The organism is Cellulomonas sp., from assembly GCF_036279715.1.
GTDB lineage: Bacteria > Actinomycetota > Actinomycetes > Actinomycetales > Cellulomonadaceae > Cellulomonas_A.
Genome location: NZ_DASUIR010000106.1, coordinates 1 through 15,622, shown reverse-complemented (window position 1 = coordinate 15,622; position 15,622 = coordinate 1). Strand labels below are relative to the sequence as shown.

18 protein-coding genes are annotated in these 15,622 nt (G+C 72.6%); 5 read left to right on the top strand and 13 right to left on the bottom strand.

Features of this window, described 5'->3' with window-relative positions:
• Nucleotides 1-3: 3 nt before the first annotated feature.
• The 8 genes from VFW79_RS10460 to VFW79_RS10425 are packed head-to-tail and all read right to left on the bottom strand — an operon-like array spanning nt 4 to nt 6,598.
• Nucleotides 4-774 carry a DUF6390 family protein gene (locus tag VFW79_RS10460; RefSeq protein ID WP_329677248.1) on the bottom strand — a complete coding sequence of 257 codons (771 nt, stop codon included), beginning with the start codon at nt 772-774 and terminating at the stop codon, nt 4-6.
• A gap of 9 nt (nt 775-783) precedes the next feature.
• Nucleotides 784-1,701, bottom strand: coding sequence for a DMT family transporter (locus VFW79_RS10455; RefSeq protein ID WP_329677247.1), 918 nt, complete (start codon nt 1,699-1,701; stop codon nt 784-786).
• Nucleotides 1,698-1,976 carry a HypC/HybG/HupF family hydrogenase formation chaperone gene (locus tag VFW79_RS10450; protein WP_329677246.1) on the bottom strand — a complete coding sequence of 93 codons (279 nt, stop codon included), beginning with the start codon at nt 1,974-1,976 and terminating at the stop codon, nt 1,698-1,700. Before VFW79_RS10450 ends, VFW79_RS10455 begins: the two co-directional genes overlap by 4 nt.
• A 4-nt stretch (nt 1,977-1,980) precedes the next feature.
• Nucleotides 1,981-2,487 (bottom strand): hydrogenase maturation protease, encoded by a 507-nt coding sequence (locus VFW79_RS10445; RefSeq protein ID WP_329677245.1) that lies wholly within the window; start codon nt 2,485-2,487, stop codon nt 1,981-1,983.
• On the bottom strand, nt 2,484-3,791 hold the full coding sequence (locus VFW79_RS10440; RefSeq protein WP_329677244.1) for a Ni/Fe hydrogenase subunit alpha: 1,308 nt from the start codon (nt 3,789-3,791) through the stop codon (nt 2,484-2,486). Before VFW79_RS10440 ends, VFW79_RS10445 begins: the two co-directional genes overlap by 4 nt.
• The gene (locus VFW79_RS10435; RefSeq protein ID WP_329677243.1) at nt 3,788-4,591 is read right to left on the bottom strand and encodes a hypothetical protein; all 804 of its coding nucleotides are present in this window, start codon (nt 4,589-4,591) and stop codon (nt 3,788-3,790) included. The genes VFW79_RS10440 and VFW79_RS10435 overlap by 4 nt, the downstream gene beginning before the upstream one ends.
• Nucleotides 4,591-5,448 carry an FAD/NAD(P)-binding protein gene (locus VFW79_RS10430; RefSeq protein ID WP_329677242.1) on the bottom strand — a complete coding sequence of 286 codons (858 nt, stop codon included), beginning with the start codon at nt 5,446-5,448 and terminating at the stop codon, nt 4,591-4,593. Before VFW79_RS10430 ends, VFW79_RS10435 begins: the two co-directional genes overlap by 1 nt.
• Nucleotides 5,449-5,479: 31 nt before the next feature.
• Nucleotides 5,480-6,598, bottom strand: coding sequence for a 4Fe-4S dicluster domain-containing protein (locus VFW79_RS10425; RefSeq protein ID WP_329677241.1), 1,119 nt, complete (start codon nt 6,596-6,598; stop codon nt 5,480-5,482).
• Nucleotides 6,599-6,765: 167 nt separating this feature from the next.
• Between VFW79_RS10425 and VFW79_RS10420 the strand changes: the two genes are divergently transcribed.
• Nucleotides 6,766-7,200: a nitroreductase family deazaflavin-dependent oxidoreductase gene (locus VFW79_RS10420; RefSeq protein ID WP_329677240.1), complete on the top strand. Its 435-nt coding sequence runs from the start codon at nt 6,766-6,768 to the stop codon at nt 7,198-7,200.
• Between the two features lie 34 nt (nt 7,201-7,234).
• Here the strand turns inward: VFW79_RS10420 and VFW79_RS10415 are convergent, their stop codons facing one another.
• Nucleotides 7,235-8,227, bottom strand: coding sequence for an SDR family oxidoreductase (locus VFW79_RS10415; protein WP_329677239.1), 993 nt, complete (start codon nt 8,225-8,227; stop codon nt 7,235-7,237).
• A 154-nt stretch (nt 8,228-8,381) separates the two neighbouring features.
• On the opposite strand from VFW79_RS10415, the gene VFW79_RS10410 reads away from it, so the two are divergent.
• On the top strand, nt 8,382-9,632 hold the full coding sequence (locus tag VFW79_RS10410; protein ID WP_329677238.1) for an Nramp family divalent metal transporter: 1,251 nt from the start codon (nt 8,382-8,384) through the stop codon (nt 9,630-9,632).
• A 36-nt stretch (nt 9,633-9,668) separates the two neighbouring features.
• Here the strand turns inward: VFW79_RS10410 and VFW79_RS10405 are convergent, their stop codons facing one another.
• Together VFW79_RS10405 and VFW79_RS10400 are read right to left on the bottom strand one after the other, a co-directional pair.
• Nucleotides 9,669-10,307 (bottom strand): NADPH-dependent F420 reductase, encoded by a 639-nt coding sequence (locus VFW79_RS10405; protein ID WP_329677237.1) that lies wholly within the window; start codon nt 10,305-10,307, stop codon nt 9,669-9,671.
• 73 nt (nt 10,308-10,380) lie between these two features.
• A complete protein-coding gene (locus tag VFW79_RS10400) occupies nt 10,381-11,328 on the bottom strand; it encodes a hypothetical protein (RefSeq protein ID WP_329677236.1) in 948 nt (315 codons plus the stop codon).
• A 195-nt stretch (nt 11,329-11,523) separates the two neighbouring features.
• On the opposite strand from VFW79_RS10400, the gene VFW79_RS10395 reads away from it, so the two are divergent.
• The 3 genes from VFW79_RS10395 to VFW79_RS10385 are packed head-to-tail and all read left to right on the top strand — an operon-like array spanning nt 11,524 to nt 13,312.
• Nucleotides 11,524-11,700 carry a hypothetical protein gene (locus tag VFW79_RS10395; protein WP_329677235.1) on the top strand — a complete coding sequence of 59 codons (177 nt, stop codon included), beginning with the start codon at nt 11,524-11,526 and terminating at the stop codon, nt 11,698-11,700.
• Nucleotides 11,697-12,344 (top strand): cytochrome b N-terminal domain-containing protein, encoded by a 648-nt coding sequence (locus VFW79_RS10390; RefSeq protein ID WP_329677234.1) that lies wholly within the window; start codon nt 11,697-11,699, stop codon nt 12,342-12,344. Before VFW79_RS10395 ends, VFW79_RS10390 begins: the two co-directional genes overlap by 4 nt.
• On the top strand, nt 12,341-13,312 hold the full coding sequence (locus VFW79_RS10385; protein ID WP_329677233.1) for a hypothetical protein: 972 nt from the start codon (nt 12,341-12,343) through the stop codon (nt 13,310-13,312). Before VFW79_RS10390 ends, VFW79_RS10385 begins: the two co-directional genes overlap by 4 nt.
• Here VFW79_RS10385 and VFW79_RS10380 read toward each other — a convergent pair.
• A complete protein-coding gene (locus VFW79_RS10380) occupies nt 13,224-14,828 on the bottom strand; it encodes a xylulokinase (RefSeq protein ID WP_329677232.1) in 1,605 nt (534 codons plus the stop codon). The two genes, VFW79_RS10385 and VFW79_RS10380, sit on opposite strands and share 89 nt — an antisense overlap.
• Nucleotides 14,825-15,622, bottom strand: a 798-nt coding sequence (locus VFW79_RS10375) for a zinc-dependent alcohol dehydrogenase (protein ID WP_329677231.1), incomplete at its 5' end; no start/stop codon positions are given. The genes VFW79_RS10380 and VFW79_RS10375, both read right to left, overlap by 4 nt.

Sequence of the window (15,622 nt, the reverse complement as noted above, 5' to 3'; positions counted from 1 at the left end):
GGGTCATGCGAGCACGGTAGCCGGGGCGGAGAACGGCAGCGCGTTGATCGCAGCAAGCTGCCCCGCCGACCGCGAGCGCAGCGCGACGAGCCGCCGGCGGTCCAGGCGTTCGCACACCCAGTCCCAGTGCAGCGAGCACCAGTCGCCGGGCGCGACGGCCCCGGCCAGTCCGAGCCCGTCGACGGCCGTCACGACCTGCTCGAGACGCGGCGCTCCCTCATGCAGGACCCGACCGTCCCACTCGAGCGGACGGCTGAGCACGAGCGCACGCTCGCCGGTGACCTCGACGACCTTGCCCCAGCGGATGCGGCACCGGTCGAGCACCCGGAGCGGCTCGTCATGGCGACCCTCGCGCAGCAGCCCGACCCAGGGGTACACGCCGAACACGTGGAAGCTGTGGTGCGGCTGCGCGCCCGGGATCTCCGCCGCGAGCCGCTCCCACGACCGCCCGACGCGCGCGCGGAACCGGTCGTCGAGCGAGCGCCCGGTCATCGCGACGGGCACACGGTCGAGCAGCGCGTTGCCCAGCCAGTACGCCTCGACCACGCGGGCGTCGAGCGGGTCGCCGATGCCGTTCGCGGCCGCGATGAGCTCGAGGTACGGCCAGGCCCCCTCGAAGCCGCGCGCGAGGTGGCGCAGGTCGGCGTCGTCCTGGCCCGCACTGACCTGCTCGAGGAGCTGGCGGGACGCGTCCGGGCCGCAGTAGCCGAGCGCGTTGGGCGGGTAGGCGTACCGGGTGAACAGCAGCGCGCCGCTCACCTGCCCGCCGGTCACGACCGCCCCCTAGGCCGCGGCCACGGCGGTCCGCGGGTCGCGTGCGCGCCAGGCCTGGACCGAGACGATGAGCCCTCCCGCGAGCAGCATCGCGAGCCAGATGAGCTGCGGGCCGAGCGCTGCGCCGTCGACCGTCGCCTGCAGGCCGGCGGTCACGAGGGCGGCCAGGACGAGCACCGCGGTGACATCGAGCGCCTGCGCGCGGGCCAGGGCCGCGAACCACGTCGCGACGTAGGCCGCGAGGATCACGCCGGTCAGCAGCACCCACCCCCACTGGGTGGCGTCCATCGTGAGCAGCTTCCCCGCCTGCCCCCTGGCCACGGCCCACGCGACGAGGACGACCGAGCCGCCGCCCATCCGGGCAACGCCGACCGTCCACGACGACAGCCCCGACAGCAGCTTCTTGGCGAGCACGACCTCGACCGCCCACAGCAGCGTCGCGGTCAGGATCAGGAGCTCGCCCGAGCCCAGCGCGGACGACACGCCACCGACCAGCCCGATCTGACCCGCGACGAGCAGGGCGATCGCGCCCACATGGGCCCAGGTCAGGCGCTCACCGAGGAGCGGGACGGCGAGCAGCGCGACCCAGACCACGAGCGTCTTGTGGAGGAAGGCCGACTGGGTCGACGACGCCCTGGCGAGTCCCTCGAAGAAGAGCAGGAACGGAACGCTCCCCCCGATGACCGCCACGGCTCCGAGTCCGAGCCACTGCCGGGGACTCGACGGTCGGTCCAGGCGCGCCCCGCCGCGGGACCCGACCGCGACGACGGCGAGCAGCACGAGCGCCGCGATGATGTTCTTGGCCGTCGTGTACAGCGAGGCGTTGCCGAACGCGCGCACGCCGTTGCCGTTGAGGAACACGGCGACGCCGCTGATGGCGGCGGTGCTGAGCGCGAGGAGCAGTCCAGCTCGTCGGGTGTTCGTCATGGTGCTGCCTCCATCGGGACGGGGCGGGACGGGCGGTGGCTGGACGGGCTCGGATCGGAGGGTGCGGGGGCGAGCGGGCTTGACTCGTTGCCGCGCAGCGTGCGGGCCTCGAGCGCCTCGGCGGCACTCAGCCGGGCCAGCGCGAACCCGGAGTGCGCGAGCACCCAGTCGCCCGGGACGACCGGTCCGTCGAGGGTCAGGAGCGAGACCTGCAGCGTCCGGGTCCCGGCGCGCGCGAGCACCACGCCGTCGGGTGCGACCTCGACGACCTGCACGATCTCACCCAGGCACACGGGAGACCCCCTCGACCTGCGGTGCGGTCGCCACGAGCCCGACCACGGTCGCCACGACGGCGTCGAGCGCCGCCACGACGGGCACGCCCAGCGCTGCACCGTGCTCGAACGCCGTCGCCTCGACGCCGACGAGCACGAGCCGGCGGGGCAGCCGGTGCAGGGCACGGCCCAGCTCGACGGCCGCTGCGAGCCCGAACGCATGCGTCCCCCCGCGTCCGGTGCGGGCCCACGCCCGGTCGGCCAGCGGGCCGGCGTGCACCCCCGCCTCCACGACGAGCAGCGATCCGGGCGCGGACCCCGACCGGACGGCGTCGACGACGACGGCCAGGTCGACGGTGTCCCACAGGTCGATCAGGCCCGTCGGGTCCTCGTGCTCGACGACCGTGACGCCGGGCAGGTGCAGGGCGGCCACGCGGCGCGCGACCTCGGGGCCGACGGCGTCGTCGCCGCGGTCGGGGCTGCCGAGCCCGATGACGAGCCGGCTCGACGTCACGACCGCTCCACCGTGAGGTCGAGGAAGTGGGTCGCGCACGAGATGCACGGGTCGTAGTTGCGGATGGCGTGCTCGCAGCGGTGCGACAGGTCGTGGTCGGAGAGCTCGATCCACTGCTCGACGAGGGTGCGCAGGTCGGCCTCGATGCTCGGCTGGTTCTGCGAGGTCGGCGGCACGATCTGTGCGTCGAGGATCGTCCCGTCGGCGTCCAGGCGGTAGCGGTGGAACAGCACGCCGCGCGGCGCCTCGGTCGCCCCGAACCCCTCGCCTGCCCGCGCGGGCACAGGGACCGACGGCGCGACGCCGTCCTGCCAGGCGTCGATGATCCGGATCGCCTCGACGAAGACCTCGACCAGCTCGACGGCCCGCACGATGATCGACTTGAACGGGTTGCGGCAGGTCACGTCGAGCCCGCCCTCGCGGGCAGCCTCCTTCGCGAGCGGCGAGAGCCGGTCGTGGTTGAGCGTGTAGCGCGCGAGCGGGCCGACGACGTACGGGCCGCCGCCGTCGAGGCTCGCATGCAGCGCGTTCGAGTGCGGGACGTGGAACTCCTGGATGTGCGCGGTGAAGTCGCGCACGTCGAACGCCGTGCCGTCGGTCGTCACGACGTTGCCCGACTCGATCGGGTAGCCGTGCTCGGGCCGCAGGGAGAGGTAGGTCCAGGGCTGCTCCATGTCCGGGAAGTCGAACGTCGACACCAGCCGCACGGTCTCCAGCGCGTCCTCGAGACCGCGCTCCAGGGCCGGCCGCAGCCCGCGCAGCTCGGCGACGCCTGGCATCCGGTAGAACCCGCCGAGCCTGACGTTGACAGGGTGGACGGACCGGCCGCCGACGAGCGTCATGAGCTCGTTGCCGATCTTCTTGAGCCGCAGCCCGCGCTCGACGACCGGGCCGAAGTCCTTCGCCATCTCGATCGCGCCCGGGTAGCCGAGGAAGTCCGGGGCGTGCAGCAGGTAGATGTGCAGCGCGTGGCTCTCGATCCACTCCCCGCAGTACAGCAGCCGGCGCATGGCCCGGATCGTGTCGGGCACCACGACCCCGCACGCGTCCTCGATCGCGAGGCACGAGCTGAACTGGTAGGCGACCGGGCAGATCCCGCAGATCCGTGCGGTGATGTCGGGCGGCTCGGTCCAGGCCCGCCCGCGCAGGAACGCCTCGTAGAACCGCGGCGGCTCGAAGATGCGCAGCTGGACCTGGTCGACGCGCCCGTCCTTGATCTCGATGTGCATCGCACCCTCGCCCTCGACCCGGGCGAGCGTCCCGACGTGCAGCACCTGGCCGCCGTCGGTCAGCTTGTGGCTCATGAGCCCACCTCCTCGGGTTGGGGTGCCTCGTGCCGTTCGCTCTCACGGCGGAACGGCTCGGAGGCGGCGTTGAAGGTCCGGTAGATGCGCATCACCTGGTCGTCGTCCATGCCGAGGGCCAGGAGCCGGTCGGCGAGCGATGACGTGTTGGGGGTGTCCTGCGGTCCGAAGCAGCCGTAGCAGCCGCGCGCGAACGCCGGGCAGAGCGCCCCGCACCCCGCCTGGGTCACGGGGCCGAGGCACGGCGTCCCGTGCGCGACCGCGACGCACACCGTGCCGCGTCGCTTGCACTCGACGCACACGCTCGTGGTCGGGATGCGCGGGCGGCGGCGCTGGATGTAGGCGGAGAGGACCTCGAGCAGCTGGTGCTTGTCGATCGGGCAGCCCCGCAGCTCGAAGTCGACGCTCACGTGCGCCGAGATCGGTGTCGAGCGCGCGAGGGTCGACAGGTACTCGGGGTGGGCGTACACGACGGACCGGAACTCCGCGATGTCACCGAAGTTGCGCAGCGCCTGGATCCCGCCGCTCGTGGCGCACGCGCCGATCGTCACGAGGGTGCGCGACATCGCCCGCACCTGCCCGATGCGCTCGATCTCGTCCGGTGTCGTGACCGAGCCCTCGACGAGCGACACGTCGTACGGCCCCTCGACGACCGCGCGCGTCGCCTCGGGGAAGTAGGCGATCTGGACCTGTCCGGCGAGCGCCATGAGCTCGTCCTCGCAGTTGAGCAGGGTCAGCTGGCACCCGTCGCACGACGCGAACTTCCACACGGCCAACGTGGGCAACGCCTGAGTGGTCATCAGAGCTCCCGGCAGGACAGCAGGGGGGCGAGCCGGTCGTAGGTGAGCACCGGCCCGTCGACGCACACGAAGAGCTCGCGCAGCTGGCAGTGCCCGCAGAGCCCGACGCCGCACTTCATGTTGCGTTCCATGGACAGGCGGATCCGGTTCTCGCGGACCCCTCTGTCGACGAGCGCGGACGCCACGTACCGCATCATCACCTCGGGCCCGCACACGAAGGCCGTCGTGCGGCGGGCGTCGAAACCCGCGCGCGGCACGAGCTGGGTGACGAGGCCGACCCGGCCCCGCCACGCGTGCTGCGCGTTGTCGACCGTCACCTCGACGACGATGCCGTTGTCCTTGGCCCACGTGCGCAGCTCGTCGCCGAACAGGATGTCCTCGGGCGTGCGCACGCCGTACAGCAGCACCACGCGCTCGTACCGGTCCCGCTGGGCGATGAGCTCGAGGATCGCTCCGCGCAACGGCGCCAGGCCGATGCCGCCGGCGACGAACACGACGTCGCCCCCTGCGGCGTCCGTCACGTCCCACGACGTCCCGAAGGGCCCGCGCACGCCCAGCACGGCGCCCGTCGGGGCCGTGATCAGCGCATGCGTGACGACCCCGACGTCGCGGATCGTGTGCTCGACCGGGCCCGGCACGAGCGGGTTGCCGCTGATCGAGATCGGTGCCTCACCGACCCCGAACGCGTCGAGCATCGTGAACTGCCCGGCCGCGTAGACGAGCGGATCCCCGTCCACCGGTTCGAGCTCGAACGTGTAGGTGTCCCGTGTGTCCTGGCGCGTCCGCCCGATCCGGAACAGCCGGGGCAGCATCGGGTCGAGGACTGCGGCCGGGCTCCTGCTGTCGACCAAGCTCATCGTGTCCACGCTCCTGCGGGTCTGGGCGGTCTCAGGTGGTGACGGCGGGTTGCGGGGTCCAGCGCAGGGCTGCGGCCTCGGCGGTGATGTCGATCGCCGCGGGGCACCACGTGATGCACCGGCCGCAGCCGACACACCCCGACGTGCCGAACTGGTCGATCCAGGCGGCGAGCTTGTGGGTCATCCACTGGCGGTACCGCGACCGGATCTCGGGCCGGATGCTGCCGCCGTGGATGTAGGAGAAGTCCTGGGTGAAGCACGAGTCCCAGACCCGGCGTCGCTCGGCCACGTCACCCGTGAGGTCGGCGACGTCCTCGACCGAGGTGCAGAAGCACGTCGGGCACACGAGCGTGCAGTTGGTGCACGCGAGGCACCGCGACGCGACGTCGTCCCAGCGCGGGCTCTCGGCGTTCGCGTACAGGACGTCCTTGATGCCCTGCGTGTCGAGGGTGCGTCCCATGTGCGCGGCGGACCAGGCCGCGACGTCGTCCGCGCCCTGCACGTCGACCGGCAGCGCCTCGGCCGACTCCACCTCGTCGAGGACCTCGGCCCCGCGCGGCGTCCCGACCTCGACGAGGAACCGGTGCGGTCCGTCGTTCAGCAGCTCGGTCAGCGCCAGGTCGTACCCGGCGTCCGCCCGCGGTCCGGTGCCCATCGACGCGCAGAAGCACGTGCCGCCGGGGCTGCTGCAGGTCGCCGCGACCACGAAGGTGCCGTCGCGGCGGGCGGCGTAACGGACGTCGACGTGGTTCCGGCCGAGCAGCACGACGTCGTGGATGGCGAGCGCGTGGAGGTCGCACGAGCGCACCCCGATCAGCGCGTACGGACCGAGACCGTGGCCGTCGGCCTCGGGCCCCTCCTCGTTGACGGTGAACTCCTCACCGGTCCGCCGCCCGCGCCAGAACAGCTCCGACGCGGGGAAGAACACCGGCTTGGGCGACTGGGCTCCCGCCGCGAAGCCGAAGACCGCGTCGTCGTCGCGCCGTCGCAGGCGGTAGTGCGCGGCATCCTGCTCGTCGCCCCAGCCGCGCGGCAGGTCGTCGACCGTCCGGACCGGGCCGGGGACGATCGCCCCGTCGCGCACCGTCGGACCGACGACCGAGTACCCGCGCGCACCGAGCACGTCGATGAGCTGCTGCAAACCGTCCATACCGAGAACTCGCACGTCGTCCGCCATTGGACCTCACCTCTCGGGGATCACCTCACCGTGGCGCGCGCCGGACGTGGTCACCAGGGACCTACGTCATACCCGACAGGTCCCGTGCTTCGCGGCGCCTCGGCCCGCGCGACCGGGCGAGCGGGTGTTTGACTACCCCCATGCCTCTTGTCGGTGAGTACGAGCCCAGCCCGCAGAAATGGGTCCGCGACCAGGTCGAGCTCTACGAGAGCTCGGGCGGCACGCAGGGCCTGACCCTGCGGGGGATGCCCGTCGTGATTCTCACGACGATCGGCGCCCGGTCGGGGAAGCTGCGCAAGGCCGCCCTCATGCGCGTCGAGCACGAGGGCACCTACGCCGTCGTCGCGTCCCTCGGGGGCGCGCCGGCCAACCCCGTGTGGTTCGCCAACGTCAAGGCCCACCCCGAGGTCGAGCTGCAGGACGGCTCGCAGAAGTGGGACCTCGTCGCGCGCGAGGTCCACGGCGAGGAGAAGGCGCTGTGGTGGGAGCGCGCGGTCGCGGCCTTCCCCGACTACGCCGCGTACCAGCGCACGACGACGCGCGAGATCCCCGTCGTGGTGCTCGAGCGCCCCTGAGCACCCGCCCGGCGCCTGCGGACCTGCCTGGCGGTCAGCCCACGCGGTAGGTGTCGACGAGCTGGTCCATGAGCGCGTCGATGCGCGGGTCGACCCGCTTGCGCGTCGGGTCCTCGTCGTGCCACGCGACGATCTCGCGGGCGCCCTGCTCGAACGGGATCGTCGCGGTGAACTCTGGGACCACGCTGCGCAGCTTGGAGTTGTCGAACACCATCGAGTGCGCCTTGTCACCCAGCAGCCCCGCGCCCCAGGCGGGGTCGGCCGCGGCGATCGCGTCCGACGGGACGTGCACGATCCTCGCCTCGACCCCGGCCGAGAACGCGAGCGCCTCGGCGATCTGGTCCCAGGTCAGCGCGTCGTCCGACGTGATGTGGAACGCGTCGCCGATCGTGCGCGGGTGACCGAGCAGCGGCACGAACCCCTTCGCGAAGTCGTCGTGGTGGGTCAGGGTCCACAGCGACGTGCCGTCGCCGTGCACGACGACCTCCTTGCCCTGCCGCATGCGCTCGACCGCCGTCCAGCCGCCGTCGAACGGGACGAGGGTGCGGTCGTAGGTGTGCGAGGGGCGCACGATCGTCGCGGGGAACCCCGCGTCGCGGTAGGCCGTCACGAGCACGTCCTCGCAGGCGATCTTGTCGCGCGAGTACTGCCAGAACGGGTTGCGCAGGGGCGTCGACTCGACGACCGGGATGCGCGCGGGCGGCGTCTGGTACGCCGAGGCGGAGCTGATGAACACGTACTGCGCGGTCCGGCCGGTGAAGAGCTCGAGGTCGGCGCGGACGTGCTCGGGCGTGAACGCGACCCAGTCGACGACGGCGTCGAACTCGCTGTCGCCCAGGGCCGCCCGGACCGACTCCACGTCGCGGATGTCGCCGTGCAGCGCGGTGACGCCGTCGGGCAGCGGGTGGGCGTTGCTCGAGCCGCGGTTGAGGACGTGCAGGTCGATGCCCCGCTCCACGGCGAGCCGCGTGCTCGCCGAGCTGATGACGCCGCTACCGCCGATGAACAAGACCTTGAGAGCACTCATGACCTGCACGGTAACCGGTCCGGCGCGCGCTCGCGTCCGCAGGGTCTTGGAGGTCGGGCAAGTGCGCACGTAAGGTCGCCGCACGCCGACGCCCGCCTCGGCGCGCTCGTGCCCGCCTGTGCCCGCGCATGCCCGGCCACCCGAAGGGGACGGTGTGACCAGCAGCTCGCTCGCCGTCGGCCGCCCGGTCCGACCGTGGCGGTCGCGTCTCGCGCTGCTCGGCCCGGCGTTCGTGGCCTCCGTGGCCTACGTCGACCCGGGCAACGTCGCGGCGAACATCACGGCCGGCTCGCGCTACGGCTACACGCTCGTCTGGGTCCTGGTCATGGCCAATGCCATGGCCGTCATCGTGCAGTACCAGTCGGCCAAGCTCGGCCTCGCGACCGGGCACAGCCTGCCCGAGCTGCTCGGGCAACGCCTGCGCCCCACGCCCCGCCGGCTGTACTGGGTGCAGGCCGAGGTCGTCGCGGGGGCGACCGACCTCGCGGAGGTCATCGGCGGGGCTGTCGCCCTGCACCTGCTGCTCGGGCTGCCGCTGCTGGCCGGCGGCGTCATCATCGGCGCCGCGTCGATGCTCCTGCTCGCGGTGCAGTCCGCGCGCGGCCAACGACGCTTCGAGGTCATCGTCATGACGCTCCTCGTCATCATCGCCGCGGGGTTCCTCGCGCCGCTCGTGGTCAGCCCGTTCGACCTGCGCGGGGCGCTGGCGGGACTCGTCCCGCGGCTGCACAGCGCCGACATGGTGCTGCTCGCGGCGTCGATGCTCGGCGCGACGGTCATGCCGCACGCGATCTACCTGCACTCGGCGCTCGCGCGGGACCGCCACGGCTACCACCCGGCCGCCGAGATCCGCGCGCGACTCATCCGCGTCACCCGCTGGGACGTCGCCCTCGCACTGCTCGTCGCCGGCGCCGTCAACATCGGCATGCTGCTCGTCGCGGCGTCGAGCCTGGCCGGGACTGCGGGCACCGACACGATCGCCGGCACGCACGCCGCCATCACCGCCGCCCTCGGTCCGGCCATCGGCGTCGTGTTCGCGCTCGGCCTGCTGGCCTCGGGGCTCGCGTCGACGTCGGTCGGCTCCTACGCGGGCGCGGCGATCATGAGCGGCCTGCTGCACAAGCGCGTGCCGCTCCTGCTCCGCCGTCTCGTCACGCTCGTCCCGGCCCTGGCGGTGCTCGCGGTCGGTGTCGAGCCGACCTCGGCGCTCGTGCTCAGCCAGGTCCTGCTGAGCTTCGGGATCCCGTTCGCCCTCATCCCGCTGATCCGGCTCACCGGCAACCGCGACCTGATGGGCGACAACGTGGACTCCCCCGCGCTGCGGGTCGCGAGCTGGACCAGCGCGTTCCTCATCGTCGCGCTCAACGTGGTGCTGCTCGCGCTCACGCTGGGGGTCGGGCGCTAGACCGGCCCGCCCTTGAGGTAGCTGCCTAGACCGGTGTCAGTCGCGCGCAGCGGCCGCCAGTGCCTCGCGCAGGGTGTCCGCGTCGAACCGCCGGACGTACGCGGGGGTGTCCGGCTGGAAGCGCCAGCCCTCCGCGAGGGGTCCGGCGTCCACGACGTCGTACCCGAACTGGTCGAGCAGTGCGACGACCTGGTCCTTGGCCTCCGGGTCATCGCCCGCGACCGGCAGCGCCCGCCGCCCGGGGGTCCCCGCGGGGGTGCCGTCGACAGCCAGGTCGTCGAAGCGGATGTTGTTGAACGCCTTGACCACGCGGGAGGTCGGCAGGTGCGTCTGGAGCAGCTCCGCCGAGGTCGTGGAGCTGGCATCGAGCTCGGGCAGGTGCCCGTCGCGCTGCGAGTAGTAGTTGTTGGTGTCGATCACGATCTTGCCCGCGAGCGGCTTGACGGGGACCTGCAGGTAGGCCTTGAGCGGGACCGTCACGACCACGACGTCGCCGCCGTCGGCCGCCTCGTGCGCCGTGCCGGCTCGCGCCCGGTCGCCGAGCTCGTCCACGAGATCCGTGAGGGTCTCCGGCCCGCGTGAGTTGGACACGATCACGTCATATCCGTGAGCGACGGCGAGGCGCGCCAGGGCGCTGCCGATGTGTCCGCTGCCGATGAGTCCCAGTGTTGTCATGCCGTGCCCAACCCCCGTGCCGCCACCGATGTTCCTTCGGACGGCCCGTGGCGACGACCCCACGTCCGGAACGTCAGCGCGCCAACCGGTCCCCGAGCTGCGCGACGAGGGCCTGCTCGGTCAATGACCCGGCGGGGACGACGAGCTCGAGCGCGGAGCCGCCGCAGTGCAGCGTGAGCACCCGGACGCCCGCGTTGCGCGGGTCGTCGGCCAGGACCGCGCGGTCGACGCGCGCGAGCGGCAGCACCGTGGAGGCCAGGGAGTACTCGGGCCGCCGACCACGCGTCACCCAGTCCCGGCGGTGGAGGACCTGGAGCTCGGCGGCGTCGCCGCACACGACGGCGGCGTGGAGCACGACCGGGCGAACGAGCCGGACAAGACGTCGCAGAGCCCCGCCCTCCCGGGACGCGAGGAGCTGTCGGCGGTGGTAGCCCAGCAGCCGCATGCGCGGCTCGGCGCGGAGGACCGCGAGCTGGCGGGTCACGAGCGCGATGTCGCGGTCCCCCAGGTCGCGCTGCCCGAGCGGCGGCAACCCAGCGGCGCCGCCCGCGGCGGGGCCCGGCGACCTGTCGCCGTCGCGATCGGTCCCGGTCCGGTACAGCGAGCGGAGCAGGGACACGAGCTTCTCCACGACGTCCAGCGACGTCCCCACGTAGGAGAGCGCCAGGGCAGGCGCGCGACCCTGCTCGCCCTCGTCTGCGCTGTACACGGTGATCCACCCGTCGAGCAGGTCGGTGCCGTAGTCGATCGCGCAGATCGCGTCGTGCGCGATCACCCGCTCGTCGTACCCACCGGCCCGGCGGCTGAGGACTGTCAGCGCCGCGTCGTCCACGATGACGAGGTGGTCGTAGAGGTCCATCGACGCCGTCGCGTCCCGGCGCGCGATGTTGCGCGGGAGCTTCAGCACGAGCCGCGCCGTGGCAGGGTCGAGCCCGTGGCCCCGGTAGAGCGGGGGGATCTCCTCGCGCGACGTCACGGGCATGATCCAGGGACCGAACGCGTCGTACTCGGCTGACCTCACACGAGCGACGCTACCCCCGCGGGTGCGAGGGTGTAGCGCGGAACATTCACAGCCTGCTCAACAGTGGCTCACAGGAATTGTTGGCAAATGGGTGGGACAATCGTGCGCGCATTCACCAGAACGGGACTATCGTCACATCGTTCGGTTTCGATGCCGCGCCCGCAGGGGGCGGATCGTCCTTCCGAGAGGTGACCCATGCGTTCTATGCTTCAGTTCGCTGACGGTGCCGGGCGATATATCAGCGCCGGCGTCATCCAGATCTCCGTCACCAACCTGGCGATCATCGTTGCGATGATCCTGGTGTTCGTCCTCGCCCTGGTCCTGCCCTTCCCGGGCCGGCACCACCACGACCGTTCGGACCGCGACTCATGACCGCCGTCGACACGGGCCAGCCGCCGGCTGCAGGCTCGACGAGCTGGACCGCGCGCCTCCGGGAGCGCATCTCCCACATCGTCCCTTCCGGACAGGCGCTGCCCGACCGGCAGCCTGTCTACATGTCCTCGTGGATCTACGTCTTCGGCGTGCTGACCCTCGCCGCGCTGGTCGTGGTCGTCGCCTCGGGCGTCCTGCTCGCCCTCGGTGGCGTCACGTGGTGGCACGTCTCGAGCCTGGGCCGCTTCATCAACTCGCTCCACCTGTGGAGCGTCGAGCTGTTCTTCGCGTTCATGGTGGTCCACCTCTGGGGCAAGTTCTGGATGGCCGCATGGCGTGGCAACCGGGCCCTGACCTGGATGACCGGCGTGGTCGCGTTCCTCGGCTCGATCGGGACGGCGTTCACCGGGTACCTGTCGCAGGCGAACTTCGCCTCGCAATGGATCAGCACCCAGGCCAAGGACGGGCTCAACTCGGTCGGGGTCGGCGCGTTCTTCAACGTGATGAACCCGGCCCAGATGCTCCTGTGGCACGTCGTGCTGCTGCCGCTCGTGCTCGGCGTGATCGTCGTCCTGCACGTGATTCTCGTCCGGCGCCACGGTATCGTGCCGCCGATCGACGCCGACGAGGAGACCGCATCATGACGACGTCGACCGCACCCCGCCGCGCGAACCGCACGGGCCGGCCCAGCACGCCCGACTCGCACGGCTTCGCCACGCGCCCCTACGACCTCGTCAAAGAGTTCGTCGTCGCGCTGATCGTCGTGACGCTGCTCGCAGTCGGGCTCGCCGCGGTCTTCTCCTCTCCCGACGAGAAGGCCATCACGATGCGCGACTGGGCGAACGCGGCACCGAACGACGTCGTCGCCACGGCCGCGGGCGAGCTCGCGGGCACGACGACGAGCGCGGGCTTCGGACCGCCGTACAACACGGCGGCGGACGGCGCGTCGCTCGGCCCGCTCAAGCTCCAGAAGTGGGCCGGCGTCACGATCCCGCTGGACTCGGCGCAGGACCTGGTGCTGACCCCGCTCGCGGGCGTGACCGACAACAGCAAGCTCACCGATGCGCTCGCGACCTGGCAGTCCGCCGGCGCCGACCAGCGCACGCAGTGGGCGACCGACTACAGCGACGCGCTCGCCCAGGCGCCGGACGGCAACCCCGCCAGCGTGGCGACCGGCGACTACGGCCCCGTACCGGTGATCGCCACGAGCTTCCTCTCGTTCGCGCAGACCGGCGGACTCGAGGGCGCCCTGACGTCGTCCGGCAACTTCTACGGGGGCGACCAGACGAAGTCGCTCCTGCTGCTCGCCGACGGCGCCTACCTCGAGGACCAGGCCCGGGCCCGCAACCTCGGCGGCGACCAGTGGGGGATGATGAACGAGACCGGCAACTACCCCGGTCAGCCCTGGATGTGGCTGTACACGTTCTGGTACCAGGTCCCGCCGTTCTCGACGTCCGACAACGCCGACGCGCTGGTCTGGGGCCTGATGATGCTGCTGACCCTCGGGCTCGCCCTCGTGCCGTTCATCCCCGGGGTGCGCTCGATCCCCCGTTGGGTCCCGGTGCACCGGCTGATCTGGCGGGACTACTACCGGGACCACCCACGGCGCTGACGGCGACCGCCCCGGCGAGGTCCGCGAAGACCGTCCTCAGCTGGGGGTACAGGGTGCGGTACACGGCGTAGAGCGCGCCGTATGCCGCAGCCGTCGACGGGTCGGGGGTCACGTCCTCACCGACGGGCTCGACGACCGGCTCCGCTGGGGGCCGGTCGTCGGGCGCGCGGCCCCGACCGTCCAGGTAGTCGCGCGCCAGCAGGGCCGCGCCGGCCGCGCTGACCTCGCCGTCCGAGCACACCCGGACCGACCGGCCGGTGATATTGCTGACGACCCGCACCCACAGCGGGCTGCGCGCGCCACCCCCGACCATCCGGATCGTCGTGACCGGCTGCCCGGTGACCTCCTCGAGCCGCTCGAGGTGCAGGCGCAGCTCGAAGCCGACCCCCTCGAGGATCGAGCGGTACAGGTGCGCCCGGGTGTGCCGGCCGTGCCAGCCCACGACCGCGCCGCGCGCGAGCGGGTCCCAGTACGGGGTCTGCGCCGCGTTCCAGTACGGCAGCGTGAGGAGCCCCTCGGCCCCGCACGGCAGATCCGCGGCGGCGGCCTCGAGCCCGCTGCCGACGACGCCGTCCGCCCCGGTCTCGCCGAACTGCTCGCGGCACCAGGTGGCGACGTAGGCGGCCGCGTTGAGGACGGTCTCGAGCGTGTACGCACCCGGCTGCGCACCGGCGAGGGTGCGGAACGCCGGGTCCCACCGGTACTCCGAGGAGTTCACCCCGAGCACCATCGACGTCCCGAGGTTGAGGTAGGCGACCCCCGGGACCGTCGCCCCCAGGGCGAGGCCGGCTGCTTGGCCGTCGCCGATGCCCGCGACGAGCGGGACGGGCCCGGGCAGGCCGAGCGCGCCCGCGACGTCCGGGGTGATCATCCCGAGCGGCTGACCGGCAGGGACCAGCGCGGGCAGCTGCTCGAGACGCACGCCGGCCAGCTCGAGCAGCTCGGGCGACCAGTCGAGGCGCTGCAGGTCGAACAGTCCGAGGGTGTCCGCCGAGCCGTGGCTCGTGGCCCAGCTCCCGGTCAACCGCCACGAGAGGTAGGCCTGCACGTCACCGACCCGGTCGGCGTCGCGCAGCACGTCGGGCTCGTGCCGGGACAGCCAGGCGAGCTTGTAGATCGCGGGGGTCGTGTCCGGCGGCTTGCCGGACAGCTCGTGGACGCGTGCGGTGCCGAGCGCGGCGATCTCCTCGTGGGCGCGCCCGTCGAGCCACAGGATCGCGGGGCGGAGCGGACGGCCCGCTGCGTCGAGGCACACGAACGACTCGCGCTGGTGCGTCAGGCAGACGGCCTCCACCCGCGCCGGGTCCGGTAGCGCGGCGACGGCCTCGGCCACGGCGTCCCTCGTCGCGGACCACCACTCCTCGGCGTCCTGCTCGTGCCACGACGCGCGCGGCTGGAGCAGACGCAGCGGACGTGCGGCCTGCGCCACGACGCGGCCCGCAGCGTCGTGGACGACAGCCTTGGCTGCCGTCGTCGAGCAGTCGACGGCGATGACGAGTCCGGCGTCGCCCGTCATGCGGACGGCGTCACGATCACCTTGAGGCCGACCCGCTCGTCGGCCGCGCGGAACGCCTCGAGGCTCCGCTCGAGCGGCAGCGTGTGCGACACCAGGGACCGGACGTCCACCAGACCGCGTCCGACGACGGCGGTCGCGCGCGGGTACATCTCCTTCATCCGCCGGGACATCTTGATCGTGAGCCCCTTGCGGCGCGCGACGGCGGCGGGGAACGACGTGCTCTCCGTGGCCGGGATCCCTGCCAGGACGACGGTCCCGCCGGGCCGGGCCGCGACGACCGCGAGGCGCACCGCGTCGTCGTTGCCGGCCACCTCGAGCGCGACGTCGACCCCGCGGCCGTTCGTCGCGCGGTCGAGGCGGTCCAGCACGTCGTCGGCGGCGGGGTCCAGCACCACGTCGGCGCCCACGGCCGCCGCCACCTGACGCCGGTGCTCGAGCGGCTCGACGGCGATCACCTGCGTGGCACCCGCGGCACGCGCGAGCTGGACGACGCACAGGCCGATCGGTCCGCAGCCGACGACCGCGACGGTGCCCCCGAGCCGGAGGCCCGCGAGGTCCATCGCATGCATCGCTACCCCGAGGGGCTCGAGCATGGCCGCGTCCGCGTCGCTGAGGGAGTCCGGCACGCGGTGGAGCAGCGACGTGGGCCACGCGACGAGCTCACGCAGGCCGCCGTCGTTCGTCCCGTGCCCCGCGAAGACCACCGACGGGCACAGGTTGCGGTTGCCCTCGAGGCACTCCTCGCACGCGCCGCACGGGCGGGCAGGGTCGACGGCGACGCGGACGCCGTCGTG

Bases quoted from the DNA above. Each gene is read 5' to 3' on its own strand.
- VFW79_RS10455 (WP_329677247.1), bottom strand. From the start codon at position 1,701: ATGACGAACACCCGACGAGCTGGACTGCTCCTCGCGCTCAGCACCGCC.
- VFW79_RS10440 (WP_329677244.1), bottom strand. From the start codon at position 3,791: ATGAGCCACAAGCTGACCGACGGCGGCCAGGTGCTGCACGTCGGGACG.
- VFW79_RS10435 (WP_329677243.1), bottom strand. From the start codon at position 4,591: ATGACCACTCAGGCGTTGCCCACGTTGGCCGTGTGGAAGTTCGCGTCG.
- VFW79_RS10430 (WP_329677242.1), bottom strand. From the start codon at position 5,448: ATGAGCTTGGTCGACAGCAGGAGCCCGGCCGCAGTCCTCGACCCGATG.
- VFW79_RS10425 (WP_329677241.1), bottom strand. From the start codon at position 6,598: ATGGACGGTTTGCAGCAGCTCATCGACGTGCTCGGTGCGCGCGGGTAC.
- VFW79_RS10420 (WP_329677240.1), top strand. From the start codon at position 6,766: ATGCCTCTTGTCGGTGAGTACGAGCCCAGCCCGCAGAAATGGGTCCGC.
- VFW79_RS10415 (WP_329677239.1), bottom strand. From the start codon at position 8,227: ATGAGTGCTCTCAAGGTCTTGTTCATCGGCGGTAGCGGCGTCATCAGC.
- VFW79_RS10405 (WP_329677237.1), bottom strand. From the start codon at position 10,307: ATGACAACACTGGGACTCATCGGCAGCGGACACATCGGCAGCGCCCTG.
- VFW79_RS10395 (WP_329677235.1), top strand. From the start codon at position 11,524: ATGCGTTCTATGCTTCAGTTCGCTGACGGTGCCGGGCGATATATCAGC.
- VFW79_RS10390 (WP_329677234.1), top strand. From the start codon at position 11,697: ATGACCGCCGTCGACACGGGCCAGCCGCCGGCTGCAGGCTCGACGAGC.
- VFW79_RS10385 (WP_329677233.1), top strand. From the start codon at position 12,341: ATGACGACGTCGACCGCACCCCGCCGCGCGAACCGCACGGGCCGGCCC.
- VFW79_RS10380 (WP_329677232.1), bottom strand. From the start codon at position 14,828: ATGACGGGCGACGCCGGACTCGTCATCGCCGTCGACTGCTCGACGACG.